At 68.5% G+C, this 26,364-nt stretch carries 23 protein-coding genes and 1 tRNA gene; 10 read left to right on the forward strand and 14 right to left on the reverse strand.

Annotation, left to right across the window (positions count from 1 at the left end; all coding sequences use genetic code 11):
• Positions 1-16: 16 nt before the first annotated feature.
• The 3 genes from sucD to NO345_RS14695 all read right to left on the reverse strand — a co-directional run bounded on the left by sucD (position 17) and on the right by NO345_RS14695 (position 2,602).
• Entirely contained in the window at positions 17-886 is an 870-nt protein-coding gene (gene sucD / locus NO345_RS14685) for a succinate--CoA ligase subunit alpha (RefSeq protein WP_256300390.1), read from the reverse strand.
• On the reverse strand, positions 883-2,034 hold the full coding sequence (sucC, locus tag NO345_RS14690; RefSeq protein ID WP_256300392.1) for an ADP-forming succinate--CoA ligase subunit beta: 1,152 nt from the start codon (positions 2,032-2,034) through the stop codon (positions 883-885). Before sucC ends, sucD begins: the two co-directional genes overlap by 4 nt.
• A gap of 88 nt (positions 2,035-2,122) precedes the next feature.
• Positions 2,123-2,602 carry a cupin domain-containing protein gene (locus NO345_RS14695; protein ID WP_256300394.1) on the reverse strand — a complete coding sequence of 160 codons (480 nt, stop codon included), beginning with the start codon at positions 2,600-2,602 and terminating at the stop codon, positions 2,123-2,125.
• A gap of 113 nt (positions 2,603-2,715) precedes the next feature.
• Between NO345_RS14695 and NO345_RS14700 the strand changes: the two genes are divergently transcribed.
• Positions 2,716-4,836: a histidine kinase N-terminal 7TM domain-containing protein gene (locus tag NO345_RS14700; RefSeq protein ID WP_256300396.1), complete on the forward strand. Its 2,121-nt coding sequence runs from the start codon at positions 2,716-2,718 to the stop codon at positions 4,834-4,836.
• A 14-nt stretch (positions 4,837-4,850) separates the two neighbouring features.
• Here NO345_RS14700 and NO345_RS14705 read toward each other — a convergent pair whose 3' ends face one another.
• The 7 genes from NO345_RS14705 to NO345_RS14735 form a co-directional block, all read right to left on the reverse strand.
• Positions 4,851-6,203: a hypothetical protein gene (locus NO345_RS14705; RefSeq protein ID WP_256300398.1), complete on the reverse strand. Its 1,353-nt coding sequence runs from the start codon at positions 6,201-6,203 to the stop codon at positions 4,851-4,853.
• Positions 6,193-7,404 (reverse strand): signal peptidase I, encoded by a 1,212-nt coding sequence (locus NO345_RS14710; RefSeq protein ID WP_256300400.1) that lies wholly within the window; start codon positions 7,402-7,404, stop codon positions 6,193-6,195. The genes NO345_RS14705 and NO345_RS14710 overlap by 11 nt, the downstream gene beginning before the upstream one ends.
• Complete coding sequence (locus tag NO345_RS14715) at positions 7,401-8,573, reverse strand: hypothetical protein (protein ID WP_256300402.1); 1,173 nt, start codon at positions 8,571-8,573, stop codon at positions 7,401-7,403. Before NO345_RS14715 ends, NO345_RS14710 begins: the two co-directional genes overlap by 4 nt.
• Positions 8,570-9,310, reverse strand: coding sequence for a hypothetical protein (locus tag NO345_RS14720; protein ID WP_256300404.1), 741 nt, complete (start codon positions 9,308-9,310; stop codon positions 8,570-8,572). Before NO345_RS14720 ends, NO345_RS14715 begins: the two co-directional genes overlap by 4 nt.
• A 445-nt stretch (positions 9,311-9,755) precedes the next feature.
• Positions 9,756-11,279 (reverse strand): vWA domain-containing protein, encoded by a 1,524-nt coding sequence (locus NO345_RS14725; RefSeq protein WP_256300406.1) that lies wholly within the window; start codon positions 11,277-11,279, stop codon positions 9,756-9,758.
• A 131-nt stretch (positions 11,280-11,410) separates the two neighbouring features.
• Positions 11,411-12,889 (reverse strand): vWA domain-containing protein, encoded by a 1,479-nt coding sequence (locus tag NO345_RS14730; RefSeq protein ID WP_256300408.1) that lies wholly within the window; start codon positions 12,887-12,889, stop codon positions 11,411-11,413.
• A 95-nt stretch (positions 12,890-12,984) separates the two neighbouring features.
• A complete protein-coding gene (locus tag NO345_RS14735; RefSeq protein ID WP_256300410.1) occupies positions 12,985-14,316 on the reverse strand; it encodes a choice-of-anchor W domain-containing protein in 1,332 nt (443 codons plus the stop codon).
• A 546-nt stretch (positions 14,317-14,862) separates the two neighbouring features.
• Between NO345_RS14735 and NO345_RS14740 the strand changes: the two genes are divergently transcribed.
• Positions 14,863-15,387, forward strand: coding sequence for a DUF7344 domain-containing protein (locus NO345_RS14740; protein ID WP_256300412.1), 525 nt, complete (start codon positions 14,863-14,865; stop codon positions 15,385-15,387).
• 52 nt (positions 15,388-15,439) lie between these two features.
• On the opposite strand, the gene NO345_RS14745 is transcribed toward NO345_RS14740, so the two are convergent.
• Positions 15,440-15,709, reverse strand: a complete 270-nt coding sequence (locus NO345_RS14745) for a HalOD1 output domain-containing protein (protein WP_256300414.1) — start codon at positions 15,707-15,709, stop codon at positions 15,440-15,442.
• Between the two features lie 176 nt (positions 15,710-15,885).
• Entirely contained in the window at positions 15,886-16,713 is an 828-nt protein-coding gene (locus tag NO345_RS14750; protein ID WP_256300416.1) for a DUF8054 domain-containing protein, read from the reverse strand.
• Positions 16,714-16,962: 249 nt separating this feature from the next.
• On the opposite strand from NO345_RS14750, the gene NO345_RS14755 reads away from it, so the two are divergent.
• Positions 16,963-17,601: a DUF7344 domain-containing protein gene (locus NO345_RS14755; protein WP_256300418.1), complete on the forward strand. Its 639-nt coding sequence runs from the start codon at positions 16,963-16,965 to the stop codon at positions 17,599-17,601.
• 19 nt (positions 17,602-17,620) lie between these two features.
• Here NO345_RS14755 and NO345_RS14760 read toward each other — a convergent pair whose 3' ends face one another.
• Positions 17,621-18,151 (reverse strand): 50S ribosomal protein L16, encoded by a 531-nt coding sequence (locus NO345_RS14760; RefSeq protein ID WP_256298369.1) that lies wholly within the window; start codon positions 18,149-18,151, stop codon positions 17,621-17,623.
• 149 nt (positions 18,152-18,300) lie between these two features.
• On the opposite strand from NO345_RS14760, the gene NO345_RS14765 reads away from it, so the two are divergent.
• Positions 18,301-19,146 carry an alpha/beta fold hydrolase gene (locus NO345_RS14765; protein WP_256300419.1) on the forward strand — a complete coding sequence of 282 codons (846 nt, stop codon included), beginning with the start codon at positions 18,301-18,303 and terminating at the stop codon, positions 19,144-19,146.
• Positions 19,147-19,273: 127 nt separating this feature from the next.
• On the opposite strand, the gene NO345_RS14770 is transcribed toward NO345_RS14765, so the two are convergent.
• Positions 19,274-19,348, reverse strand: a tRNA-Glu gene (locus NO345_RS14770).
• Between the two features lie 123 nt (positions 19,349-19,471).
• Between NO345_RS14770 and NO345_RS14775 the strand changes: the two genes are divergently transcribed.
• From NO345_RS14775 to hflX, 6 genes are all read left to right on the forward strand, one after another.
• A complete protein-coding gene (locus NO345_RS14775; RefSeq protein WP_256300420.1) occupies positions 19,472-20,209 on the forward strand; it encodes a fumarylacetoacetate hydrolase family protein in 738 nt (245 codons plus the stop codon).
• Between the two features lie 28 nt (positions 20,210-20,237).
• The gene (locus tag NO345_RS14780) at positions 20,238-20,768 is read left to right on the forward strand and encodes a gluconate 2-dehydrogenase subunit 3 family protein (protein WP_256300421.1); all 531 of its coding nucleotides are present in this window, start codon (positions 20,238-20,240) and stop codon (positions 20,766-20,768) included.
• Positions 20,765-22,390: a GMC family oxidoreductase gene (locus NO345_RS14785; protein ID WP_256300422.1), complete on the forward strand. Its 1,626-nt coding sequence runs from the start codon at positions 20,765-20,767 to the stop codon at positions 22,388-22,390. The genes NO345_RS14780 and NO345_RS14785 overlap by 4 nt, the downstream gene beginning before the upstream one ends.
• Before the next feature lie 183 nt (positions 22,391-22,573).
• Positions 22,574-23,677, forward strand: a complete 1,104-nt coding sequence (locus NO345_RS14790; RefSeq protein WP_438266772.1) for a multicopper oxidase domain-containing protein — start codon at positions 22,574-22,576, stop codon at positions 23,675-23,677.
• 4 nt (positions 23,678-23,681) lie between these two features.
• Positions 23,682-24,653, forward strand: coding sequence for a halocyanin domain-containing protein (locus NO345_RS14795; protein WP_256300426.1), 972 nt, complete (start codon positions 23,682-23,684; stop codon positions 24,651-24,653).
• Positions 24,654-25,037: 384 nt separating this feature from the next.
• Entirely contained in the window at positions 25,038-26,345 is a 1,308-nt protein-coding gene (gene hflX / locus NO345_RS14800; protein WP_256300428.1) for a GTPase HflX, read from the forward strand.
• Positions 26,346-26,364: the final 19 nt, after the last annotated feature.

Below are 26,364 nucleotides of genomic sequence, written 5' to 3' on the forward strand. Positions count from 1 at the left end.
AGAACTGCGCGGGAGCTTACAGGAAGCTCTCGATGTGGTCGGCGACCTCCTCCGGGGTGTCACCGACGGGGACGCCCGCGTCGTTCAGCGCGTCGATCTTCGACTGCGCGGTGCCGGTGCCGGAGCCGGAGACGATGGCCCCCGCGTGGCCCATGCGCTTGCCCGGCGGGGCGGTGCGGCCCGCGATGAAGCCGGCGACGGGCGTGTCGACGTAGTCGTCGATGAACGCGGCGGCCTCCTCCTCGTCCTCGCCACCGATCTCACCGCACATGACGATGGCGTCGGTGTCGGGGTCGTCCTCGAACAGGCGCAGCGAGTCGACGAAGTCCGTCCCGATGATGGGGTCGCCGCCGATACCGATGGCGGTCGTCTGACCGATGCCGCGCTCGGTGAGGTTGGAGACGACCTGGTACGTGAGCGTGCCCGAACGGGAGACGAGGCCGACGTTGCCGGCCTCGAAGATGTTGCCCGGCAGGATGCCCAGCTTCGCCTCGCCCGGGGTGATGATGCCCGGGCAGTTCGGACCGATGAGGCGCGTGTCGACCTCGGAGAGCCGCTTGTTCACGCGGGCCATGTCCTGCGTCGGGATGCCCTCCGTAATGGCCACGGCGAGGTCGACCGGCGAGTCGAGCGCCTCGAAGATGGCGTCGGCCGCGAACGCCGGCGGGACGAACACGACGGAGGCGTCGGCGTCCTCCTCGCGCGCCGCCTGGTCGACGGTGTCGTAGACCGGGACGCCGTGGACCTCCTGGCCGCCCTTGCCCGGCACCGCACCGGCGACCACGTTGGTCCCGTACTCGATCATCTGGCCGGCGTGGAACTTGCCCTCGCCGCCGGTGATGCCCTGTACAACCACTCGGGTGTCGTCGTCGACTAGTACGCTCATTGGTCCACCTCCTCCGCGTTCGCGACCGCACGCTGGACCGCGTCCTCGAGTGTCTTCTCGACCGTGACGAGGTCCTCGTTCAGAATCTCCATCCCCTCCTCCCAGTTCGTGCCCGCGAGGCGGACGACGACCGGCTTGGGGATCTCGTCGAAGCCCTCGAGGGCCTCGTTGATGCCGCGGGCGACCTCGTCGCCGCGGGTGATGCCGCCGAAGATGTTGAAGACGACCGAGTCGACGTTCTCGTCGGAGAACACCATGTCCAGCGCGTTGGTGACGCGTTCGGCCTTCGCGCCGCCACCGATGTCGAGGAAGTTGGCCGGCTTGCCGCCGTAGTGGTCGACGAGGTCCAGCGTCGTCATCACGAGGCCGGCACCGTTGCCGATGATGCCGACGTTGCCGTCGAGACGGACGTAGTCGAAGCCGTACTCGTCGGCCTTGGCCTCGAGGTCGTCGCCGCCCGCCGTGGCCTCCGCCTCCATCTCGGCGAGTTCGGGCTGACGGAACAACGCGTCCTCGTCGATGTTCATGACCGCGTCGGCCGCGACGACCTCGCGGTCGCTCGTGACCATCAGGGGATTGATCTCGGCGTCCGCACCGTCCCGGTCGTCCCAGAGCGTGTACAGCGTCTGGAGGACGCTGGCGACGTCGCGGGCGACGTCGCGCTCGACGCCGGCGTCGTAGACGGCCTTCCGGGCCTGGTACGGGTGCATCCCGAACGAGGGGTCGACGTGCTCGCGCACGATGGCGTCGGGGTCCTCCTCGGCGACCTCCTCGATGTTGACGCCGCCGCGGGTCGAGACCATCGCGACGGGCTTGCCCTCGCCGCGGTCCATCGTGACGCCGACGTACAGCTCGTTGACGAAGTCGACGGCCGCCTCGACGAGGACGCGGTCCACGTGGATGCCCTTGAGGTCCATCCCGAGGATTGCGTCCGCGGCCTCGCGGGCCTCGTCGGCGTCGTCGACGAGCTTGATGCCGCCCGCCTTCCCACGTCCGCCCACCTGTACCTGCGCCTTGATCGCGACCGGGTAGCCGATCTCCTCGGCCGCCGCGACGGCGTCGTCGACGTTGTCCGCGAGTGTCGACGACGGCGTCGGGATACCGGCGTCGGCGAAGACCTGCTTCGCCTGGTACTCGTGCAGTTTCATTGTTGGCTCGGTCGGTAGTTTCGCGGACCCGGAGTTAGTAGTGTCGAAACCATCGGTCGCTTGCGGGAGACTGACCGGTGCGGGAGCGTCAGTCCGGGTCCCACACAGCGCCGCAGTCGGGGCAGACGAGCACCGCACCGTCGTCCCTCGTTTCCACCCGCATCACGTCGTGGTCACACTCCGGACAGGCCACATCCCCGAGGTCCGGCGTCCACGAGATGAGCGTCTCGCCGGCCTCCCTCGGCGCACCCAGTGCGAGCACCACGAGGTCCGTCGCGGCGTCGTTGCGACCACGCTGGAACTCGCCCGGGCCGAACCGTATCGCCTCGCGCTCCCCGACGCTCACCTCGCCGTCGCGCGTCTCGAACGTCGCCTCGCCCGTGAGGACGACGAACACCTCCTCCTGTGCGGTGTGTGCGTGCCGGGACAGGCTCAGGCGCTCACCGGGCCTGGCGCGATACCGGTTCAGTGAGAGCCGGTCGGTGCCGAGGGCGTCGGAGAGCGACCGACGCCGCGCACCACCCTCCGTCTCGGTAGCGGGACCATCGTCGACCGAGAGCCGGTCCATGGCTCGATTTCGCCCGGTTCCACCATAACCGTTGGCTGCGCGCGACCGGCCCGTCCCGACCACCGCTAGCCATGGCACATAAGTTCACTCACACGAAGTTCCTGATGATACTAGTGCCGACATTCGTCGCCGTCGAGAGCATGACGGCCACCCACGTCGCGTTCGTCGTGCTGCTGTTCGGTGCAGCGATGCTGTCGGCCGGACTCGGCGTGTACGCGCTGTACGTGGCCCGAAGCCAGCCGACCCATCGCCGACTGCTCTCGCTGTTCGCCATGCTGATGTTCGGTGCCGCGCTCTGGTCGGCGGGCGACGGTACCCAGCTGCTCGTCGTCGACGAGGAGAGCCAGATCGCCATCGAGACGGCGATCAACCTCGTCACGGTCGTGCCACCCCTCGCGTGGCTGCTGTTCGCGATGAGCTACGGCGGACGGGAGCAGTGGCTCTCCCGACGAACGTACGTCCTGCTCGCCGTGGAGCCCGTCCTGTTCGCCGTCCTGCTCGCGACGCATTCGTCCCACGACCTCCTCTGGAGCGCCGCGGCCCTGACAGAGACGCAGTCGGGGAGCCTTCCCCTGCTCCAGCGCGAGCTCGGACCGGCGTACATCGCTCACGCGCTCTACTCGTACGCTCTCGTCATCTTCGGGGCGTACGTGCTGCTGTTCCGGGCGCGCACGCAGGACACGACGTTCCGCGGGCAGGCCACCCTCCTGACCGTCGGCGCGCTCGTCCCGATGCTCTCGAACGTGGGACACCTCTCCGGGGCCGGTACTGCTCTCAACCTCACCGGAGCCGCGTTCACCGTCTCCGGAGTCGCCTTCTGGCTGGCCATCACCCGCTACCGGCTGCTCGACGTGGTCCCGGTCGCTCGCGAGTCCGTCATCGAGGAGATGCGCGACGGCTACGTCGTCCTCGACGAGTCGGACCGGGTCGTCGACGCCAACCCCGCCGCGGAACAGCTCCTCTCGACGTCGCTGTCCGTCGGCCAGCCCGTCGCCGACGTGCTCCCGGCCGATGCCGACGTGCTCGACGACGACGATGCCGACGAGCGCACCGAGTTCGTCGTGGGTGAGGGGGCCGACCGACGGTTCGTCGACGCCACCATCTCCCCCGTCGGCCGGGACGACGCGAGTCGGCTGCTCGTCCTGCGCGACGTGACCGAGACGCGGGAGACCGAACAGCGGTTCCAGGCGCTCATCGAGAACGCCTCCGACATCGTCGCCGTCCTCGACGACGACGGTACCGTCCAGTACCAGAGCCCGTCGACGAAGCAGGTGCTCGGCTACGACCCCGAGGAGATGGTCGGCGGGAACGCCTTCGACTACATCCACCCGGCGGATCAGGCCGACCTCGCCACGGAGTTCGCGAAGGGCATCGAGGAGGATCGTCCCATCGAGCGCGTGGAGTACCGCGTCCAGCACGCCGACGGCTCCTGGCGCGTCCACGAGTCCGTCGCCCGGAACCTCCTCGACGACCCGGCCGTCGAGGGGATCGTCATCAACACCCGCGACGTGACCGAGCACCGGGCGCGCGAGCAGGAGCTGGCGGCGACGAACGAGCGGCTCGACCGGTTCGCGAGCGTCGTCAGCCACGACCTCCGCAACCCGCTGAACGTCGCCGAGGGCTACGTCGAGCTCCTGGAGGACCACGTCGAGGACGAGACGGCCCTCCAGTACCTCAAGGAGGTCTCGACGAGCCACGACCGCATGGACCGCATCGTCGACGACGTGCTCGCACTCGCACGGCAGGGTGGCGAGATAACCGAGACGATGCCGATCGAACTCGAGTCGGCCGCCCGCGCCGCCTGGTCGGGTGTCGACACCGACGGTGGGACCCTCGACGTGGTCGAGTCCACGACGGTCGACGCCGACCGGGACCAGCTCGCACGACTGCTCGAGAACCTCTTCCGCAACGCTATCGAGCACGGAGCCACCGCCGGCCCATCCGCGTCCGAGAACGTCCCACGGGAGACGACAGATGGTGGTGTACACGGCGGTGAGGTCACCGTGACCGTCGGCACGCTCCCCGAGCGGGACGGCTTCTACGTCGCGGACGACGGTCCCGGCCTCCCGCCGGAGCTCAGGGAGCGCGTGTTCGAACCGGGCGTCACCTCACGCGAGGGCGGAACCGGCCTCGGGCTGGCCATCGTCGCCGATATCGCGGAGGCACACGGCTGGACCGTCGAACTCGGCGACACGGACGGCGGTGCTCGCTTCGAATTCGTCACCAAAAACTGAGTGACTGGACCGGGTCAGGCCGACGGCTGGCCCGAATCGTCGGTTCCGTCGCCGGAGGTGTCATCGCTGCTGTCGTCGGTTCCGGTGTCGGAGGTGTCATCGCTGCTGTCGTCGGTTCCGGTGTCGGAGGTGTCATCGCTGCTGTCGTCGGTTCCGGTGTCGGAGGTGTCATCGCTGCTGTCGTCGGAGCCGTCGTCGCTGCTGTCGTCGGTTCCAGTATCGGAGCCGTTGTCAGTCGCGGTGTCGGTCCCGTCGTCAGTTCCCGCGTCAGTCCCGTCGTCAGCACCCTCATCCTCGGTACCGTCGCCGTCACCGACGGAGACGTTGTCGCCGGAGCCGCTGTCGGGGTCGTCGGGCTCCTGGACGGTGCTGTTGTCGCTGCCCTCGCTGACCGGGGTGTCACCCTCGTCGACACTGCCATTCCCGTCGGCGCTGTCGTCGACACCGACGTTCTCGTCACCCGAATCACCGACGCTCGAATTGTCGACGGTAGTGGTCCCGTCCTCGACGCTGACGTTGCCGTCACCCGAGCCGCCGACGCCCGGGTTGTCGGCGGTGCTGTTGTCATCACCGACACTGACGTTCCCGTCGCCGGAATTGTCGACGGTACTGTTGCCGTCGTCGACGCTGACGTTCCCATCACCGGAATCGTCGACGGTGCTGTTGCCGTCGTCGACGGTACTGTTGCCGTCGTCGACGCTGACGTTCCCGTCACCCGAGTCGCCGACGGTCGAGTTGTCGACGGTACTGTTGTCGTCATCGACGCTGACGTTCCAGTCACCCGAATCACCGACGGTCGAGTTGTCGACGGTGTTGTTGCCATCGTCGACGCTGACGTTCCCGTCGCCCGAATCGTCCACCGTCGAGTTGTCGACGGCGGGCGCGACCGACTCGAACCCGACAGAGTGGGTCGAGAACGACGCCATGTGGAACGTCGCCCACGAGTAGCCGTCGACGTCGAGACGGTCGTACGGGGACGACTGTCCGTCGACGAGCAGCTGGAACGCCGTGATGTCCATCCCGACGGCTGCGAGCGCGTCGAGCCGGACCATCACGGTCGCGGGCGAGTCCTCGACCCGGGAGACGGTGAACTCGACCACGCCGCCGGTGTCGGTGACGATGGAGACGACGGCCACGTCGTCGCCGTCGTGGAGGACCCGGATCGAGTCCTCCCAGGCGGGGTCGTCCGAGCCGGTGACCTGGACGGTTCCGGTATCGGGGGCCGGGGCTCCGGAGCCACCGACGGAGACGGCGAGGTTCTCGCGGTCCGCGAACAGCCCCGTGGTGACGCTGCCGCCGGCGACGGCGGCGAGCACGACGAGCACCGTGGCGAGCACGGCCAGCGCCGAGCTGTGTCTACTGCTCATCGGACTCACCTCCGTCGGGCCGCGCGTCGCGAGCCGGGAACGTGTACTCCAGCCCCTCGGCGTCGAACGCGTCGCCGAAGAGCGCGGCCCACGCAGCCTCCTCCGTGTCGACGGCGTCGTCGGTGTCGGCGGCTCCGTCCGTCGTGGGCTCCTCGTCGGCAGCGATGACCGCGGTCTCGACGTCGCCGTCGGTCGGCGCGTCGCAGACGTACAGCATCGTGCCGTCCGAGTAGCTGAGCCGGTCAGCCGCTTCGTCGTGGACGATCCAGCGCCCGGCCGCGGCGGCCATGGCGCGGAGCTCGTCCACGCTGGCGACGGTGACCGACGGCAGCGAGCGGGTCGCCTCGTCGAGCGAGCCCCGGAGCACGCCGCCCCCGGTGGCGGGCGTGTCGGCTGTCGGGCTGACGAACAGCCGCATACCGAGGAGCACCGCGAAGGCGACGGCGAACGCCGCGAACGCGGAGACGCTCAGCTGGAGCAACCGGAAGTAGGTGACGGACCCGTCGTAGACGAGGTAGGCCACCACGCCGGAGTAGACGGCTGCGACGCCGGCGACCGCCATCGTCGCGGTCAGGTCCTGGACGCCGATGCTCCAGCCGTCGGTTTCGTCGTCGTCGACGACGGCCGCCACGGTTCCCACGCCGTCGGTCGCCGACCCGTCCCCGGTCCCGTCGGACTCGTCCTCGTTCTCTTCGCGGGCGCGCTTGACGAGGGCCCACAGTTCGGTGAGGACGAGCAGCGCGATGGGTGCCGCGACGAGCAGCGCGAAGCCGGTCGTCGTCCCGACGAACTCGACCACGTACCCGATGAGCGGGATGGTGAGCATCACGCGGCCGACCAGCCGGTCGGGCGTGACGGTGCTCGCGTCGGGGTCCTCGTTGTTGTCGCCCTGTGTGACGAACTCGGGTCCGGCGGCGGTCTGCTGGATGTCGATGACCCGGTGGGTCGTCGGGACGGAGCGGTCCGCCGTGACGTACGTGATGACGTCGCCGACGCGCACGTCGTCGCCGTCCACCTCCGCGACCACGACCGCGTCGCCGACGGAGATCGCGGGCTCCATGCTGCCGGAGACCACCACGAAGCTCGCGTCACCGCCCGCGACCTGCGGGACGGCGAAGACGACGAACGGGACGACCAGCGCCACCACGAGGAGCAGCGCGACGGCCCGGAGCACACCCCCGCGGGTCAGCTCGGGCGTCATCGGTTGCCACCTCCGTTGCCGGGGCCACCGGTAGCCGGCGGCCCACCCGGACCCTCGTCGTCACCGTCCTTCTCGGGTGCACCGAGCACTCCCAGGGTCCCGTTGCCGTCGAGGTCACCGGGGCCGTAGTAGGCGACGCCACGGCCGCCCTTGATGGCGACCTGACAGAGCGTCGGGTCCGGCGTGTCGCCGTCTCCCTCGACGTGGAAGGCGAGCGCGACGACCTCGTCGCGGCCCCCGTCCTCGCCGGGCTTCGTCGCCGTCTCGGTCACGACGATGTCGTAGCCGGTGTCCTCGCAGTCGTCGTCGACCGGGAGGGTGTAGCGTCCGGGGACGACGTGGTTCTCCCCGAGCGTCGCGGGCGTGCCGATGCCGCAGTCCTCGGGGAGCGTGTCGTCGAGTTCGAGCTTCCCGAGGAGGACGCAGTCACAGCCGGGCGCACCGTCGTCGCAGACGTACACCTCGACGTAGCTGACGCCGTGTCTGTCCGGGCCGCAGTAGCAGTCGACCGGGACGACAGCCACGAACGGGCCGTCGTCGGTCGGGTCCGCGTGCCGGCACGCGACGGCCGCGAACTCGAAGCCGAGGCCGACGGTCTCCTCCCCGACGTAGTCGTCGGCGAGCTCGTAGTCGAGCCGCAGGTGGAGCGGCCCGTCCTCGCCGGCGTTCAGGCAGCCGGGAACGGTCGCGTTCGGGTCCTGGGACGGGTCCAGCGGCAGGCCGGTCTGGTACGTACGCGCCACGTCACAGAGCGTCCCCTCGAACAGGGGGTCGCTCGTGTACGCGCCGGTCCCGTCGACGTACCGGAGGCTGACGGTGAGCGCGCTCGCGAGTCGTCCGGTCGTCGACGGACAGAACGTCCGCAGCCAGGTGTAGGCAGGGTTGTTGACGCCGTCGTCGGACTCGGGCAGGTCCACGGTGAACAGGACGAACCCCCGTCTGCCGGGCGAGAGCGTCCCGAGGTCGATGGACACCTGTCCGTCGCTCGCGCCCGTGTCGCCGTCGTGCTCCCACCCGACCAGCAGGTCGAGCAGGCCGGCCCGCAGCGAGTTCCCGGTGAACCGCTCCAGGTCGGCCAGCGCGCCGTAGGTGCTCGCCGTCGAGATGGCACCTGCGCCGCCGATGACGGAGGCCCCGACGAGGATCTCCCGGCGGGTGAGGCCGCTCATTCCGCACCTCCACAGCCGACGGCCTCGCAGACCAGGTCGAACGTGACGCTGTCGGTCTGGGTGTCGGCGCTGTCCGGGTCGAACCGCCAGGCCAGCCCGAGACAGCGGTTCTCGCCGCCGTCGAGACAGCCGAGGTCGATCCCCTCGGGGCCGTACTCGTCGCTCACACTCTGGAGCGAGCCCGTCGTGAGGGTCGTGTCGCCGAGCCCGCGACGGCCGTCGCAGCCGCCGAACAGGCTGGAGTCGCGCCAGATCTCGACGAGCAGGGCGTCCTGTAGCTCGCCGACGTCGGTCGTCGTGTCTCCCGCGACGGCCTCCGGCTCGACGATTCCGTTCTCGTCGGTCGCGGAGAGCTGCGGGAGAAGGCGGACCTGTGCCGGCGTGTCCACCGCCTGGAAGCCGACGACGAGGGTTCCCTCGTCACCCGGCATCAGGTTGTCGAGCGTCACGACGGGTCCGGAGACGCCGTCGACGTACGCCGGCGATTCGGCCGGGTCGAGGACGGCGGTCCCGTTGGTCACCGTCGAGCCGTTCTGTCCCGCGAGGACGCCACCGTTGTACGTCTCGAACCAGGCGATCCGGACCAGCGAGTTCGGCGCGGCGTACGTGTAGTGCGTGTACGCCGGGGCATCGCCGAGATCGCCCGTCACTCCCGAGAGTGTGGCGATCCCGACGGCACCGGCACCGATGCCGGCGAGCAGGTCGCGTCGATTCAGTTGTTTCTGTGTAGATGTCACGTGTCTCCCCCCTGCCGCCCCCCAGGCGGCGTGTCGGACTCGACGACGTGACCGGGCGACCGACCACTGTCGGTCCACCGGGTCCGTTCGTCGTCGTTTCTCGCCTGTCGGGAGGACAGCGACGGGCTTAGGTATGGGTCGCCCGCCACCGGGATACGGACCACTTCCGACCGCTCGTGGAGCGGTCGGCTGACCCTGCCGGTCCGGTACGGCGACCCTGGAACCGTTCGCCCGAAGCGACGTCGGCGACCTCGGTGGGTCCGCGTCGTCGGTCGTCGGTCGAGAGTTGTCCCCGTCCGCGGGGAGGACCCGGCGACGGAGTCGAACCGTCGTGTGACCGCTCCGGGTCGATGTGTTCGATGACGGCGGCCGCCCCCGTCATCGGGCTACGGGGTCATGGTAGCGGGATGGCCGGCTCGGTCGAGCCGGACGTGGCCGGTTCAGCTCAGGCGGCGGAACCGAACGGGTTCGCGTTCTCGTCGTTGTGCCGGCACTGCACGGCGGCGAAGTCCAGGTCGAACTTCACGGAGTCGGTCTGGATCTCGTTGCCCACCTCGCGCGGGATGCACCACTCCATCGCGACGCAGTGGGTGCCCGGCAGGAAGCAGTACTCGTCGTCGTCGCTGGACTGGGCCAGCAGCGGGAGCGCCTCCAGCTTGAGGCCGCTCGACGCGGCGTCGTTGAACTCCGCCAGGGTGCCCTCGAAGAACACCACCTCGCCCACCACGACGGACTCGATGATGGACTCGTAGATGACCGGAAGGACGACCGCGAGGTCGTCGGCCGAGGTGTTGTAGTAGTCGGTCCCGTCGCCGTCGCCGGGGTTGTTGACGGCCGTCCCGGCCATGTCCCGGAGCAGCTGGGGATCGCCGTCGCCGGGGTCGTTGATGTCGATGACGATGATGCGGGTGCCGCCGGCCTTCGCGTCGTTGGCGGCCTGCAGCTCGTCGACGTTGCTCTCGAACTGCTCGCCGTCGGTGAGCAGGATCATGATCTTCTGTGCGCCCGAGCGAGCGTTCGCGCTCAGGTAGTTGTCGCCCTCCTGCACCGCGAGCCCGAGGGCCGTGCCGGTCACGCCCTCCGGGACCGCGTCGACGCTGGAGATGGCGTTCTGTACGTCGGTCTCGTCGTCGGACGGGCCGAACGCGATACCGGGAGCCTGGTCGTCGCCGATGTAGTCCTCGTTGCCGAACGTGAACACGCCGATCTCGGTGTCGGCGGTCTCGTCGAAGACGATGGTGGCGAAGTCACCCATCGCGTCCTTCGCGACGGCGAGCTTGGTGGTCGTGCCACCCTGGCCGTCGGAGATATCGCCGCCGTACTGGTCGTACTCCATCGAGCCGGAGATGTCCTGCACGACGAGGATGTCGCTCGTGCCGACGCCCTCCGTGATGGTGTTCGAACAGTCCTCGTCGTACCAGAGGGTCACGTCGATGTTCTCCGCGAGTTCGCCCACGTCGGGCGTGTCGTCGACCTCGCCCTCGGGCTCGGTGAGTCCGTTGTCGAGGTCGTCGTAGACGCTCCCGCGCATCCAGAGGTAGGCGGGGTTGTCACAGATGTGGAGGCTGACGGTGACCTCACCGCAGTCGCCGGGCTTGACGTCGTCGAGCTCGAAGACGGGGATCGCCTCGCCGTCGATGAAGCCCTCGGTGTCGCAGGCGAAGCCGAGGTCCGCGCGCTCCTCCCAGGTCATCGGACCCTCGGCCATGTCGATGAGCCCCTGGTCGATGAGCTGCTGCTCGGTCGGTGCCTGGCCGATCATCTCGACGCCGTTCGGGCCGTCGTAGGTGGCCTTGTAGTCGAGCTGGAGATCGAGCCGGCCGGCGGCGAGGCTGTTGCCGACGAAGCCCTCGCGGTCGTTGAACAGTGCGGTCGTGCCGAGGCCCGCGCCCGCGGCAGCGATGCCGGCCGTTCCGAGACCGGCGAGGACCGTCCGCCGGGTGATGTCGTATGTCTGTTTGTCGCTCATTGTATGTGTACTCCCCCCTTTCGGGGAACGACCCACCGACGGAGTCGAACCGTCGTCGTCGGTCCCTGCGACCGATGGGCCACCGTCGCGCCCCCAGGCACGACGGACGAGGCAGTCAGTCTTCGGTCGGTTCAGTTCGCAGCCGTGGTCGTGGGCGGCGTGCTGTTGCCACTGTCGGTGCTGTTGTTCTCACCACCGGGGTTGTCGTTGTGGCGCGACTGTTCGGCGTCGACCACGAGGTCGAACATGATGGAGTCGGTCTGGACCTCGTTGCCGACCTCCGCGGGCAGGCACCATTCGAAGCCGATGCACTGCGTGGTCACGGCCGCGTACGGGTCGCGCTCCTCGGAGGTGCGGTCGCCGTCGAGCGGGACGCCCTCGGCGAGTGCAGCGAACACCTCGGCCATCGTGCCCTCGAGGATCTTCACCTCGCCCTCGAGGACGATCTGTGCGATCTCCTCGTAGATGGTGTCGAGGTCGGCGGCGTCCGGGGCGATGAACGCGTCCCCGGGGTTGCTCGCGATGTTGTTCGCGAGGTACGTCTGGTCGGCACCGGCACCGAGCGCGATGGTGAAGATGCGGATACCGTTGTTCTTCGCGTCGGTCGCGGCCTGCGCCGCGGCCGACGGGTCGTTGACGACGCCGTCGGTCAGGACGATCATGACCTTCGACGCCGAGGGCGTCGCGTTCGTGCCACCCATGAGCTCGTCGTCGGCGATCGAGATGCCGGCGGTCATGTTCGTTGCGCCACCCGCGGTGTAGTTGTTGATGGCGTCCTTGACGGCCTGGTAGTTGGTCGTGAGCTCCTGGTCGAGGCTCCCACTGCCGTTGAACGAGACCGCGGCAACTTCGTCGGGCTGTGCGAGGTTGTCGACGAAGTCGGTGGCCGCGTTCCGGAGTGCGGCGATCTTCGAACCGCTCATCGAGCCGGAGGTGTCGCTGACGAGTGCGACCTCGAGCTCCTGGCCCTCGCCCTCGCCGCCGGGCTCGTAGACGTTGTCGCAGTCCTCGTCGTACCAGACGCATACCTCGATGAGGTCGGCGAGCTCGCCCATGCCGTCCGTGTCCTCGCCCTCGTCGGCGAGCTCGGGCTCGGTCTGGCCGTTCTCGTTGTTGGCGTAGACACTCCCGGAGAGGTCGAGCCACGCCGGGTTGTCACAGATGTGGAAGCTGATGGTGACCTCGCCGCAGTCACCGGGCTTGACGTCCGAGAGGTTGAAGACGGGCAGCTCGTCGCCGTTGACGAGGAACTCGTCGGCCTCGTCCGAACAGAACTGGAACTGCTCGCCCATGACGAGGTCCTCCCACGCCTGCATGTCGGCCGGGCTGGGTGCCTGGTCGAGCAGGTACCGCCCGTCGCCGAGGTCCTCGGCGTCCGGGTAGCCCATGGCGACGACATCGTCGAGGCGGCCCGCACCGCCGAGGTAGGTCGCCTTGTAGTCGAGCTTCAGGTCGAGCGAACCAGCCGTGAGGCTGTTGCCGATGAACCCCTCGCGGTCGTTGAACAGTGCGGTGGTGCCGAGGCCCGCGCCCGCGGCCGCCACGCCGACGGTCCCCAGTCCGGCGAGGACTGTCCGTCGGGAGATGGTGTGTTGTCTGTCGTTGGTCATTGCTGTTTACTCCCCCCTGAGGGGACGACCCGGCGACGGAGTCGAACCGTCGGCCGAACCACTCCGGGTCAGTTGTTTCGGGCCGGAGCCCGGGTTTACTCGAAGGCGAGGTCGAGCGCGACGCCCTCCTCGGCGGAGCTGTCGTAGTCGCCCTGCACCGTTCCAGTCAGGTCGCCCGTCACGGTGAACGGCCCGGAGACCTGTGCTGCGCTCGTGTTGACGACGAGGTGCTGGATGTCGCGGTCAGTGCCGTCGTCGTCGTTCGACGCGGTCATCGTGTTGGGACCGACCAGGCCGATCGAGTCGCCGCCGACGTTGAGTGCGAGGTTGTCGACCGTCACGGTTGCCTCGTCGGCCTTGCCGACGAACGCGAAGCGTCCAGCGGGTGCCGGAATCGAGTCGCTAACGGTCACGCCGTCGACCGAGAAGGCTGCGGAGCCCGCACCATCGTACTCGTAGGTGAACGGGACCGTCGCACCGGAGGTCCAGGTGTAGTCCGCCTCGTCGGCGTTACCGGGTGCGGTACCGACCGCGAGTTCCCAGGTGTTCACGCCGCCGTAGCGGGCCCGTGCGAACGAGGACTTCTGGAACGGTTCGAAGCCCTCGCCCTGGCTGGTCGTCACGACGGGGTTGTGCCGCGACTGCTCGGCGTCGAAGGTCAGGTCGAACTTCACGGAGTCGGTCTGGACCTCGTTGCCCACGTCGATGGGCAGCTCCCAGTAGAAGCCGATGCAGTAGGTGCTCGCGCCGGGGACCGGGTCGAACTCCGGGGTGCTGGCGTCGCCGTCGAGGCCGATGCCGGCCTCGAGCGCGGCGAACGCGTCGGTCATGCTCCCCTCGAAGATGACGACCTCGTCCTCGTCGAGGACGTTGTTGCAGTCCGGGTCGTACCACATGGTGACCTGGATGGCGTCGGCGAGCTCGCCCACGCCGTCGGTGTCCTCGCCCTCGTCGGCGAGTTCGGGCTCCGTCTGGCCGTTCTCTGCGTTCTCGACCAGCTCACCGGACATCGTCACCCACGCGGGGTTGTCGCAGATGTGGAGGCTGACGGTGACTTCGCCGGAGTCGCCTGGCTTGACGTCGTCGAGGTCGAAGACGGGGATCTCGTCGCCGTTGATGAGCATCGCCTTGCCGTCGTCCGAACAGTAGTCGATCTCGCTGCCCTCGCCGAACTGGTCCTCCCACGCCTGTTCCTCGTCCGGGGTGGGGCGCTGTCCGAGGATCTCGACGCCGTTCGGGCCGTCGTAGGTCGCCTTGTAGTCGAGCAGGAGGTCCAGCGAACCCGCGGTGAGGAGGTTCTCGCTGAACCCCTCGCGGTCGTTGAACAGTGCGGTGGTGCCGAGGCCAGCCCCCGCGGCTGCGACGCCGACGGTGCCGAGTCCCGCGAGTACGGTACGCCGAGTGAGGTGTTGTCTTTCGTCTGTCATTGATGTGTTTCCCCCCCTTGGGGAGGACCTGGTGACGGAGTCGAACCGTCTGTCCCACTCCAGGTCGGAGTGCCCGTCTTCGTATGCAGCGCACACGGGTCGGGGGTGCGACGGCGTGTCGCGCCCCGAAGCCCCCGGTGTGTCTGCTCCCCCTTCGACGGGCTATCCTTCCCTCCGCCACGTATCGTATTACTTATGTCCTGCTTTCGTCCTCTCAGTGTGCCGTTGCGTTCCGGTCCGGTCCTGCTACCACCGAAATTGCCGCGACCGGTATGGTGACCCGGCCCGGGTCGTCGGACCCGTTAGCAGGCCGCAGTCTCTCGGTTTCGCCGCGAGAACAGCTCCAGAACGACACGGCGACCGTACTGGCAGTATGAGTACCGGAATGCGACGCCTGCCGGTTCGAACGCCCCGAACTATCCGAGACCCGATAGCTTCAATCCGGCCTTGCGTACTCCGACCCACCGGTGTCCGCTCTCCATACCTATCCCCCCTGCGCGCGATACGTACTTCCGGAGACGCGAATCGCCGCGTCGTGGGGGGACAATGCTAACCAAGACACACACAGTACCGGATTCGGACGTGTTCGCCATTCTCAGCAACCAACGCCGCCGTCACACGCTGGAGTACCTGCGTCGCCACGACGACGGCGTCGCGCTCCGGGACCTCGCGGAGGCCATCGCGACGGTCGAATCGGGCGAGTCGCCTGCACCGCGGGACGTGCGGCACACGGTGTACGTCTCGCTCCACCAGACGCACCTCCCGATGCTCGACGCGGCCGGCGTGCTGGCCTACGACGCGGACCGCAAGCTCGTCGAACTCCTCGACTCCGCCCGCGACGTGGAGCGCTACATGACCATGACGACCGCCTTCGGCGTCAGCTGGGCCGAGTACTACCGGGCCCTCGGCGTCGTCGGACTGTTCCTCGTCGTCGCCGCCCTCGCGAACCTCCCGGTCATCTCCGCGGTCCCGCCGCTGGCCTTGGCCTCCGCCTTCCTCGCGACGTTCGCCGTCTCCTCGGCCTACCAGCTCTGGGGACAGCGTCGCGGCCTGCTGCGTGCGCTGTTCTGACTCAGTTTTCTGTCGAACGCATCTGAAACGACCGTTCGGTGTCGCTGCGTCGTTATCGGTGCGATTCGATCTTGATGCGCGGGTCGCCACGGCGGTCGGCGATGATCGTCACCGTCGTCCCGTCGGCCTCGAACTGGAGGGTCATATTGAGATTGCGTTCCTGGAAGAGTCCGTCGAGTGCGTCCGTGTTGATGTCTTTACTGATGAGCCACTCCTGCTCGATCACATCCTCGTCGTGAGCCTTCGCAACCGCCGTTACGACCTCTGTACTTAGCGATTCGCCTTCGGCTGGCTCGTAGTAGAACTCCTTTGAATCTCCCACCCAAGACAGTTGGACCGGGGTTTGCAAACCAGTTATTACCGTTATACGTCCGAGTAGTTCATCGCGACCCCCGTTCCACGCTGAACACTGCAGTCCCTCCATCGACCAGGTCCGCCAGTCGAACTCGTAGACGGCCCCACCCCTGGTTCGGTTCCCTCCCCCGGAAAACTCTCGGTTCAGACCGGCGTCGCGGCCATCGACTCGTCGAAGGGCAGCTCGAACAGGCGGGCGTCACAGCCCGAACAGTTCGCGGCCACCACGTCGTACGACCGGCAGCAGGACTCCACCACGTCGGTCCCGAAGGTCACGTCGCCGTCGCAGGTCGGACACCGGTCCAGGAACAGCCGGAGTCCGGCCAGCAGTTCGCTCCGGTACGCGACCGGCATGGACTCCCAGTCCTCGAGCCGGGTCGCGAGCACCGGCGCGGCCGCCATGTCCGCGACGAACGCGGCACGGGACTCCCACTGCCCGAGCCACTCGCCGTCGTACCACGCGACGAAGCGACCCGGTCTGGCGTCCAGCCGGATCTCGTCGACGTCGAGGTCCGCGAGCTCGGCCAGCGCCGCACGCTGGCTCGGCTCGTCGTGGACCCGCTCCATCTCGCCGTACCACTCCGTGGCGAACGTCGCGTCGAGCTCTACGTCCGCCTCGCCCGGCACCACCGCGCCGGCCTCGAGGAGCAGCCCCTCGACCGCGAACGACTCCGCGTCGAACGGGACCGGCCCCCTGTCGAACCACGACAGCAGCCAGTCCGGGAAGTACCGCTTGGTCAGCTCGGGCGTGCCCGGCACGAGGTAGCCCCGCAGGTAGATCGCCGTTACCGAGACCAGCGCGACCCCGGCGGCGAGCCACGACGAGAGCAGGAACGCCCCCGCCGAGAGCACCACCGCGATACCGAGGTTCGTCACGGTACACGGTATGCAGCGGTTCTCGCCCGTGTACTCCGGGCGGCGTAGCTGTTCGACGAACGATTCCCCTCCCCTGCGTGCTGTCGTCCCTTCCATCGTCGGTTCTCCCGGAACGGTCGCTCGATGCGCCGATTCCTCGGTATGATTACACCTCTGGCCGGCATAGGTATGACACCAGTACCGGTGGTACGGTCGCGTGACCGGATTCCGGAAAATTACGCACTTGAACGGCTCGAACGCCACGTTTTCGCCTCCTCGTCGCTCGATTCCCGCCCGGTGGCAACGACCTTGTAAACCACCGGCACGGTTATTACTCACAGACGCCCTTTAATATTCAGGGGGAAAATGGATACTGTAGCCGAAGGTGATGGGGGGAGCAGCGCGACGCTCGAATCACCAGACACATCGACGACCGGACGCGAGCCGACCACCGACGTGGTGTACCAGACCCTGAGCAACCAGCGCCGCCGGTCCGTCCTGCGGGCGCTGCTGGTGACGGAGCAGTTGACGGTCCGCGAGCTGACGGCCTACGTCGCTGCGCGGGAGTGTGACGTCCCGGTGCCGTCGCTGGAGTACAAGCAGCGAAAGCGCGTCTACACCTCGCTCGTCCAGACGCACCTGCCGGCGCTGTCGAAGAACGGCGTCGTCGACTACGACAAGTCACGCGGCACCGTCGCGCGGACCGACGCGACCGCGACGTTCGCACCGTACCTGGGCGACAGACCGGTCGAGTCCGACGCGCCCGGCACTGACTGGAGCAAGCGGTACCTCGCGCTCGCCGGGGCCTTCGCGGTCGTCGTCGCTCTTGGCTGGCTGGGCGTGCCGCCGCTCGGGTCGATGCCGGGGTTCGTCTACGGCGGGCTGTTCGCCGGGACGCTCGCGGTCACCGCGGGCGTCCACCTCCGTACCGAGCGACGGACCGGCGAGACGGACCCGGAGATGGAACGGCCGCGGGACTGGGCGTTCTGGCGTCGCGACGGATAGCAGAAAGCGGGCGGCGGGGTTACGCGATGAGTTTCTCCTCGCCGCGCTCGACGACGACGCGACAGGGCGGGGAGATCTTGTTGTAGGCGCGGCGGAAGGCGTCCTTGACCTCGGGGGCCTGTTCGACGGTGCACCAGCAGGTGAACAGTCGCTCACCGTTCGGGACGCGGGCGGCGGTGCCGACGATCTTCCCGAAGGACTGGCGCATGCCGTCGGAGACACGGTCGGCACCCGCGCCGGTGGCCTGCTTGTTCTCGCGGATGACGTGGTGCGGGAACTTCCGGAGGATCATGTAGTAGTTGCCCTCGCCGAGGGTCTTGATGAGGTGGCGGTTGGCCGACAGCCGGGAGGCCTCAAGCGAGCCGTGACGGAGCTGGCACTCCTCTTCGAGGACGAGGCTGATCTGGACGGGCCAGTCGTCGGGGTCGCTGGCGGTGTCGCCCATCTTGTGCTGTGCGATCTTCGAGCCGGGGATGCCGGTGATGTACTCGCGTCGGGTGTACGCGGGTTTGGAGATCTCCCGGTACATCGACGCCGGTTTGTCGGACATGGTCTTGCCGTAGCCTCGCGCCTACGCCGGTAAAGTACTTTCGAGGCCGTCTCGCTACTCCTCGGCCACCCGCTCGAGACGGACGAAGGCTCGGCTCGCGGTCGCAGGCCACGATACCCTGATACCGGTCCGCCCCCTCTCCGTACGGGATGCCCACCGTCCGGACCGACGACATCGAGACGTACTACGTCCAGCAGGGCGACGGACCGCCGGTCGTGTTCGTCCACGGGATGCTCATGAGCTCGACCATGTGGGAGCACCAGCTGGCGGCCCTCGGCGACGAGTTCACCGTCATCGCCCACGACGTGCGTGGGCACGGCCACACCGGCGGTTCGGCGCGGTCGACGTACTCGATCGGGCTGTTCGCGGACGACCTCGCCGCACTGCTGGACGCGCTCGCCGTCGACCGGGCGGTCGTCTGTGGCCTCTCGATGGGCGGGGCCATCGCGCAGGCGTTCGCCGCGGCCCACCCCGAGCGGGTCGCCGGGCTCGTCCTCGCGGACACGTTCCCCGCAGGCCCGCTCCCGCTCGCCGGCAGACTCGCCATGGCGAACGTCCGGTTCCTCGCCCGACTCGGCCGGTTCGTCGACTACCGCACGCTGAACCGGTGGCAGCTCCGCGTCGGCAACCTGCTCCTCCCCGGCATCTCGGGCGACGAGGAGACCGTCCAGCGGCTACTGGAGGAGGCCCCACACATCGCCCACGAGGAGTTCGTCAAGGTCGCCGACGCGACCGCGGGCTTCTCCAGGGAACCCGTCGACCTCTCAGCGGTCACCGCACCGACGCTCGTGCTCCACGGGGAACACCTTCCCACGGCCAACGAGGAGACGACCGAGCGACTGCTGGCCCAGCTCGAGCACAGCGAGACGGCGGTTCACGTCGTCCCGAACAGCGGGCACGCCTCGAACCTCGACAACCCCCCGTTCTTCACGGTGCGGCTCCGCGAACTCCTGACCCAGCGAGCCTACCCCGAGACCATCAGTTCTGGCGGCTAGGCTGGTCGGTCTGACGGTCGTGAAAATGCTCGGTAGGGGATTTGAACCTCACTCGCAAATCGGAGATTTGCTCGCTGGTTCAAATCCCTACGCTGCGCTCCTCTCTCACTGTAGCACGTTCGAGAAGTGCTCGGTAGGGGATTTGAACCCCTGTCCTCGGCTCGAAAGGCCAAGATGATTGGCCGGACTACACCAACCGAGCGCATCAGTTCGTTCCCGGTCGGCAATTTTAAACCTTCCGTTCCCACCGGATTCCGGCGGGGCGACACACGCGGAACTCACCGGGTTCTCAACCCTTAACCGGGCTCCGACCGACGGACCGACTATGAGACGCGTACGCTTCCGCGACCCGGCCGGTGCGGTCCGGTACGGCGAGTGGGACGACGGAACGATCGAGTTCGGCGACCGGACGTTCGACGAGGACGAGGTGGACGTGCTCGCGCCGTGTGAGCCCTCGAAGGTCGTCTGCGTCGGACGGAACTACGTCGCACACGCCGACGAGTTCGGCAACGAGGTGCCGGACCGACCGCTGCTGTTCCTGAAGGGGCCCAACACCGTGGCCAGCCACGGGAGCGAGGTGACGCTCCCGGCGGGCAAGGACCGGCTCGACTTCGAGGCGGAGCTGGGCGTCGTCATCGGCGAGCAGGCGAAGGACGTCGACGAGGCGGACGCGATGGACGTGGTCGCGGGCTTTACCTGCGTGAACGACCTCTCGAACCGCGACGACCAGAACCGGGAGACGAACTGGGTGCGCGGGAAGGCGTTCGACGGGGCCGCACCCATCGGCCCGGTGCTCGCGTCGCCCGACGAGGTCCCCGAGGACGCCGCCGTGCGGTCGTACTGCAACGGCGAGCTCCGCCAGGACTCGACCCGCGAGCTGATGATCTTCTCCGTGCCCGAACTCATCGCGGAGATCACGAGCTACATGACCCTCGAGCCGGGCGACGTCGTCGCGACCGGGACGCCGGAGGGCGTCGGCAAGCTCGAGGACGGCGACGAGGTGGTCATCGAGGTCGAGGGCGTCGGCCGCCTCGAACACACCGTGGAGATTCCCAGCGCTTAAGTTTTAGGTCGGCCTAATCGGCCCAGAGATGGAGCTGACGCGGCGGGACGCGATGGCCGTGCTGACCTCGACCGGCATCGTCGTCGGGGCCGGCGCGGCCGCGCTCTCGCAGGAGCGACTCGACGACCAGCGTGCGGACCCCGACGTGGACGTCGAGACGCTGGTCGCCGTCGCCGAGGTCCTGTATCCGAGCGAGGTCGGGGGCGTCCGAGAGTTCGTCGAGACGTACGTCGCCGGCCGGACCGCGGACAGGCCGGACTACCGCGACGGGATGGCAGACGTGCTCACCGTCGTCGACGAGCGGGCCGAGAGCTGGTTCGACGCCCCCTACGCGGCGCTCGACCGGGCAGACCGGGACGCGACGCTCCGCCAGCTCGGGGCCGACGCCATCGAGCCCGACCCCGAAGGACGGCCGCCGGCGCGGGTCCGCTACTACGTCGTCAACGAACTGCTGTACGCCTTCTACACGTCGCCGACGGGCGGGTCGCTGGTCGGCACCGAGAACCCCATCGGCCACCCCGGTGGAACGGCGAGCTATCGTCGGGGGGCGGACGAATGAGCCGGAGCAGTGCCGGCGACGACGTCGACCGCACCCCGTCGCCACGGGCCGACGTCTGCATCGTCGGAGCCGGGCCCGCCGGGGCGCTCGTCGCGCACCGACTCGCCAGCCAGGGACACGACGTGGTCGTGCTGGAGGCCGGACCGCGGTTCGATCCCGCCGACCGACTCGAACGGATGGAGCGCCACATCCGACCCAGCCACGGTCCGGAGGAGGTGTGGGACATGGGCGGCCCGCGCGACGCGTACACGAACGCAGGGGGACGGTTCTACCCCCTCAACGCGGCGCGGGTGAAGGGCGTCGGCGGGACGACGCTGCACTGGCAGGGGATGGTGTTCCGGCTGCACGAGGACGACTTCGAGCGCCGGAGCAGACACGGCGTCGAGCGCGACTGGCCCATCGGCTACGACGACCTCCAGCCGTACTACGCCGAGGCCGAGGCCGAACTCGGGGTCGCCGGAGCCGACGACAACCCGTTCGCCCCGCCGCGCGAGGAGCCGTTCCCGATGCCGGGCTTCCGCCCGTCGTACTCGGACTCGCTGTTCGCCGGAGCCTGCGAGGAGCTGGGAATCGCGATGCACTCGGCCCCCAACGCGCGGAACTCCGAGGCGTTCGACGGCCGGAGCCCCTGCCAGGGCTACGGCACCTGCAAGCCCGTCTGTCCCTCGGGCGCGAAGTACGACGCGACGGTCCACGTCGCGAAGGCCGAGGACGAGGGGGCCCGCATCGTCGACCGCGTGCCGGTCCAGCGCATCGAGCACGACCGGTCCGGCGAGACGGTCGACGCCGTCGTCTACGCGACGCCCGACGGCGAGGAGCACCGACAGGAGGCCCGCCAGTTCGTGCTCGCCGCGGGCGGCATCGAGACCCCGCGGCTGCTCCTGCTCTCGCGCTCCGAGCAGCACCCCGACGGGCTCGCGAACTCCTCCGGCGCGGTCGGCCGGTACTTCATGGACCACCTGTTCGCCGGGATGGGCGGCGAGCTGGACGAGCCGACCAGACAGAAGCACGTCGGCTTCATCACCAGCGAGTGCCACCAGTTCTACGACGACGTGGACGACTCGGTCGGGCCGTACAAGCTGGAGTTCCTCAACTACGCGGGCCCGTCCCCGGTGGATATCGCGCTCTCGACCGAGAGCGAGGCGGCCTGGGGCGACGCGCTCGCCGACGAGATACGCGGGGCGTACGGCAACCGACTCGCGATGGGCGGGCTCTGCGGGCAGCCGCCACGCGCGGAGAACCGCGTGACGCTGAACCCGGACGTGACAGACGACCACGGCAATCCCGTCCCGGAGATACACTGGTCGCTCGGCGCGCGCGAGCGGCGGACGATCGAGGCGGCGAACGAGCGACAGGCGGCCATCATGGACGAGCTCGGCGTCGACGTGGACTGGGTGACCGGCCCCGACGCGACCGGGCCGGCGTTCCACCACATGGGAACGACGCGGATGGGGACCGATCCCGCCGAGAGCGTCGTCCGGCCCGACCTGCGGACCCACGACCTCGACAACTGCTGGATCGCCTCCTCCTCGACGTTCGTCACCGGCGGCGCGCTGAACCCCACGCTCACCATCGCCGCGCTGGCGCTCCGGGCGGCCGACGCGGTGTCGGAGACGCTCTAGCCCTCCGCGTGCTGTGCGAACTCACGCCAATATAAGTCCATAAAATCCGATTATATTCTGGGAGGTTCCTTTCCCACCGGACTGGAATCGCCTGCCCTTTATACGTACTACCCGGCCGCACGTCGGAGTATGAGCGAAAATCAGATAGGCGCTCCCGGTACCGGAATCTCGAGGCGGCGGTTCATGGCAGCGACGGGAACCACGGGACTCGCGGCTGCTGCAGGCTGTTTGACGACGACGACCTCCCCCTCCACCCGGCAGGTGAACCCCGGCGCGGCGACGCAGAACCGGGCGATGCAGGACCTCCCGACGACGAGCAAGCCGGAGGTCGTCGACCTGGACGAGCGGGGCCACGAGGTCACGCTGAAGCCCGTGCAGGCACGCCACGACATGCACCCGCTTGAGACGATGGGCGGCCCCGTCGGGCTCCCGACGACGTGGGCGTTCGCCGCCGACGACGGCGACCCGAGCGTCCCGGCACCCATCCTCCGCTGTACGGAGGGTGCGGAGCTCGAGGTCACGCTCGACAACACCGACGCCGACGCCCCGCACACGCTGCACTTCCACGGCGTGACGAAGGCCTGGGAGGACGACGGCGTGCCGACGACGACCGGCATCACGGTGATGCCCGGCGAGACGCACACGTACACCATCCCCGCGAACGTGGCCGGCACGCACCTCTACCACTGCCACTACCAGACCCCCATGCACATGGAGATGGGGATGTTCGGCATCCTCCGGGTCGACCCCGAGGGCTACGAGGAAGCGGACAAGGAGTACTTCATGACCGTCAAGGAGTGGGACACCCGCCTCGCCCGACAGCACGCCGGCGAGGACGTCCAGTTCGACCTGACGAACCGCCGCCCCGACGCGTTCACGGTCAACGGGAAGTGCGCGCCCCGGACGCTCCACCCCGAGGAGGGGTCGCCGATGATCGTCGACCGGGGCGACACCGTCCGTGTCCACTGGGTCAACGGCGGGTTCATGAGCCACCCGCTGCACATCCACAACCACCGGTTCAAGGTGGTCGAGAAAGATGGCGCGGAGTACCCCGAGGGGATGCAGTTCAAGCAGGACGTGCTGAACGTCGCACCCGCCGAACGCTACACCATCGAGTTCGAGGCGGACGCCGACCCCGGCATCTACCTGATGCACTGCCACAAGGTCGACCACGTCCGCAACGGGAACAGCTACCCGGGCGGGATGCTCTCGGGCATCGTCTACACGGAGGCGATGGACACGGAGATCTTCGCGAACCTGATGGACTACGCGGGCTACGAGGGCTGAGACCATGCGTAGACGACAGTTCATGACCGCGGCCGGCACCGTCGCCCTCGGGACGGCGGCATCGGGGCTGGCCGCCGGCCAGCAGGACGAGGAGGTATCGCTCGCCGACTGGTTCGACGGCGTCGGTAACCTCGACGGCCTGGTCGACCGCACCGGCGAGTCGGAGGTGACCATCACGGTCGGCTCCGAAGGCAACGGCGGCGCGTTCGCCTTCGATCCGCCGGCCGTCCGCATCGATCCCGGGACGACCGTCGTCTGGGAGTGGTCCGGCAACGGCGGCGTCCACGACGTCGCCGCCGAGGACGGTAGCTTCGCGTCCGAGATGAAAAGCGAGGATGGCGCGACCTTCGAGCGCACGTTCGAGGAGACCGGTGTCGTCCGGTACGCCTGCAACCCGCACAAGAGCATGGGGATGCGGGCCGCGCTCGTCGTCGGCGACGTCTCGGTCACGCTGACCGACGGCACCGCGACCGAGACCAGCACCGGGACCGAGGAGTCCGAGTCGACCGGCCCGACGTTCGACGGCTGGCTCGAGGGCGTCGAGAACTACGAGGGCGTCGTCGACAAGCGCGGGCAGGACACCGTGACGGTCACCGTCGGTGCGGACGGTAACGGCGGCCCGTACGCCTTCGACCCGCCCGCCATGCGGGTCGACCCCGAGACGACCGTCGTCTGGGAGTGGGCCGGTACGGAGGGCCCCTACAGCGTGGTCGACGATACGCTCGGCTTCGCGAGCGAGCACACGACCGACGTCGGGAACAGGTACGCGATGGAGTTCTCGGGCTCCGGCCTGAGCAAGTACTACTGCGAGGACTATCGGGACCGCGGCATGCGCGGGGTCGTCCTCGTCGGTGACGGCCCGCAGGAGGTGATGTCGAAGTCCGCGCTGGCGGCCGGTGGCGGCCTGCTCGCGCTCGTCTCGGCACCGATGCTGTTCGGCCTGCGCGAGCACCTGCGGGACACCAAAGAGGACTGAGCGCCCCCACCGATTTCGTATAGTGGATTAAGGTTTATTTGTCCCGCATCGGGCGAGCGCCCGGGCACACAACTGTCGGTCTATCGACCATTTTTCCCGCCGAGCCACCAGTTTTCGTCCCCAGCTCGACCACCGCGCCGAGCGTGTCAACCGGTCTCTCCCCGACCGAAGCTTGAAGTGCCAGCACAGCGACATCCCGTCACGGCCACGATGGAGACCCTATCCACTTTCTGAGGCGACCTCGGACGCCGGTTCCGTGAGAGCCGGGTCACGAGCCCGCAGGCTGCTGGACCGCCAGCGGCGTCTCCGTCGTGCGATTGCGTCGACCAGCTGTCACCCGTGACGTGCGACGCCGCAGAACCGCCATCCCCAGATACACATCACATGTCACGACGGACAGTACTCGCAGCACGAACCGCAGACGACCGACCCGACACGACCGAGATCCGTGCCCTCGCAGAATCCGCGGGCCACGAGGTCGTCGCAGAACACACACAGACACGCGCAGCGGACGCCACGTTCAACCTCGGCCGCGGAAAGGTCGAGCAGGTCGCCGAGAGCGTCCGCGACCACGACGCGGGCTACGTGGTCGTGGACAACGAGCTCACGCCGTCACAGTTCTTCGCGTGGACCGACCGGCTGCCCGACGGCGTCGAGGTCCGGGACCGCTTCCGGCTCGTCCTCGACATCTTCGAGGCGCGTGCGAGCACCCGGCGGGCGACGCTCCAAGTCGAGCTCGCGCGTCTCCAGCACGAGCTCCACCGTCGTCGCGAGGTGCAGAGCCACGATGACGAGTACAACTGGTTCCCCACGCACGACCCCGAGGGCGAGTGGATCCGCGAGGTCAAACTGCGCATCGACCGGGTGCAGAACCGGCTGAAGGAGCTCCCGGAGGAGGGCGACGGGAACCGCGAGCGCAGGCACGACGCCGGCTTCGACTTCGTCGCGCTCGCGGGCTACACGAACGCCGGCAAGTCGACCCTGCTGCACCGGCTGGCCGACGAGCTGTCGCTCGAAGATCTCGGGGCGGGGCCGAACGACCTCGCCGAGACCGCCACCGTCGAGGACCGGCTGTTCGAGACGCTCGACACGACGACGCGCCGGTGTACAGTCGACGGCCGCCGGCTCCTCGTCTCCGACACGGTCGGGTTCATCCGCGACCTGCCCCACGACCTCGTCGAGGCGTTCCGTTCCACGCTGGTCGAGGCACGCGAGGCCGACGTGGTCGTCCTCGTCGTCGACGCGAGCAAGCCCGTGGACGCGCTGTGCGAGCGGGTCACGACCGTGCTCGACGAGGTCGGTGACGGACCCGTCGTCCCGGCGTTCAACAAGGCCGACTGCGTCGACGAGGACGAACTCCGCCGCAAGTCCGCGGTACTCCCCGACGACCTCGGCGAGCCGGTCCCCATCAGCGCGACCGAGGGGACCGGACTGAAGGACCTGCAAACGCGCGTCCTCGCGGAACTCCCGGCGACGACCGAGACGTTCGAGCTTCCGCAGGGCGACGACACGATGGGCTTCGTCGCGTGGTGCCACGACCACGGTACCGTCGAGGCCGTCGAGTACGGGGAGCACGTCCGGCTCCAACTGAGGGCACGACCGACGGTCGTCGAGCAGGCCCACGCCCGGGCGGCGACGCTCACGGAGGGCACCACGGACACCGCCGGGTCGTCCTCCGACAGCAGTGCTTGACTACGCTTAAGGGCTCACG

Origin of the sequence: Haloarchaeobius salinus, from assembly GCF_024464185.1 — an archaeon.
GTDB classification, from domain to species: domain Archaea; phylum Halobacteriota; class Halobacteria; order Halobacteriales; family Natrialbaceae; genus Haloarchaeobius; species Haloarchaeobius salinus.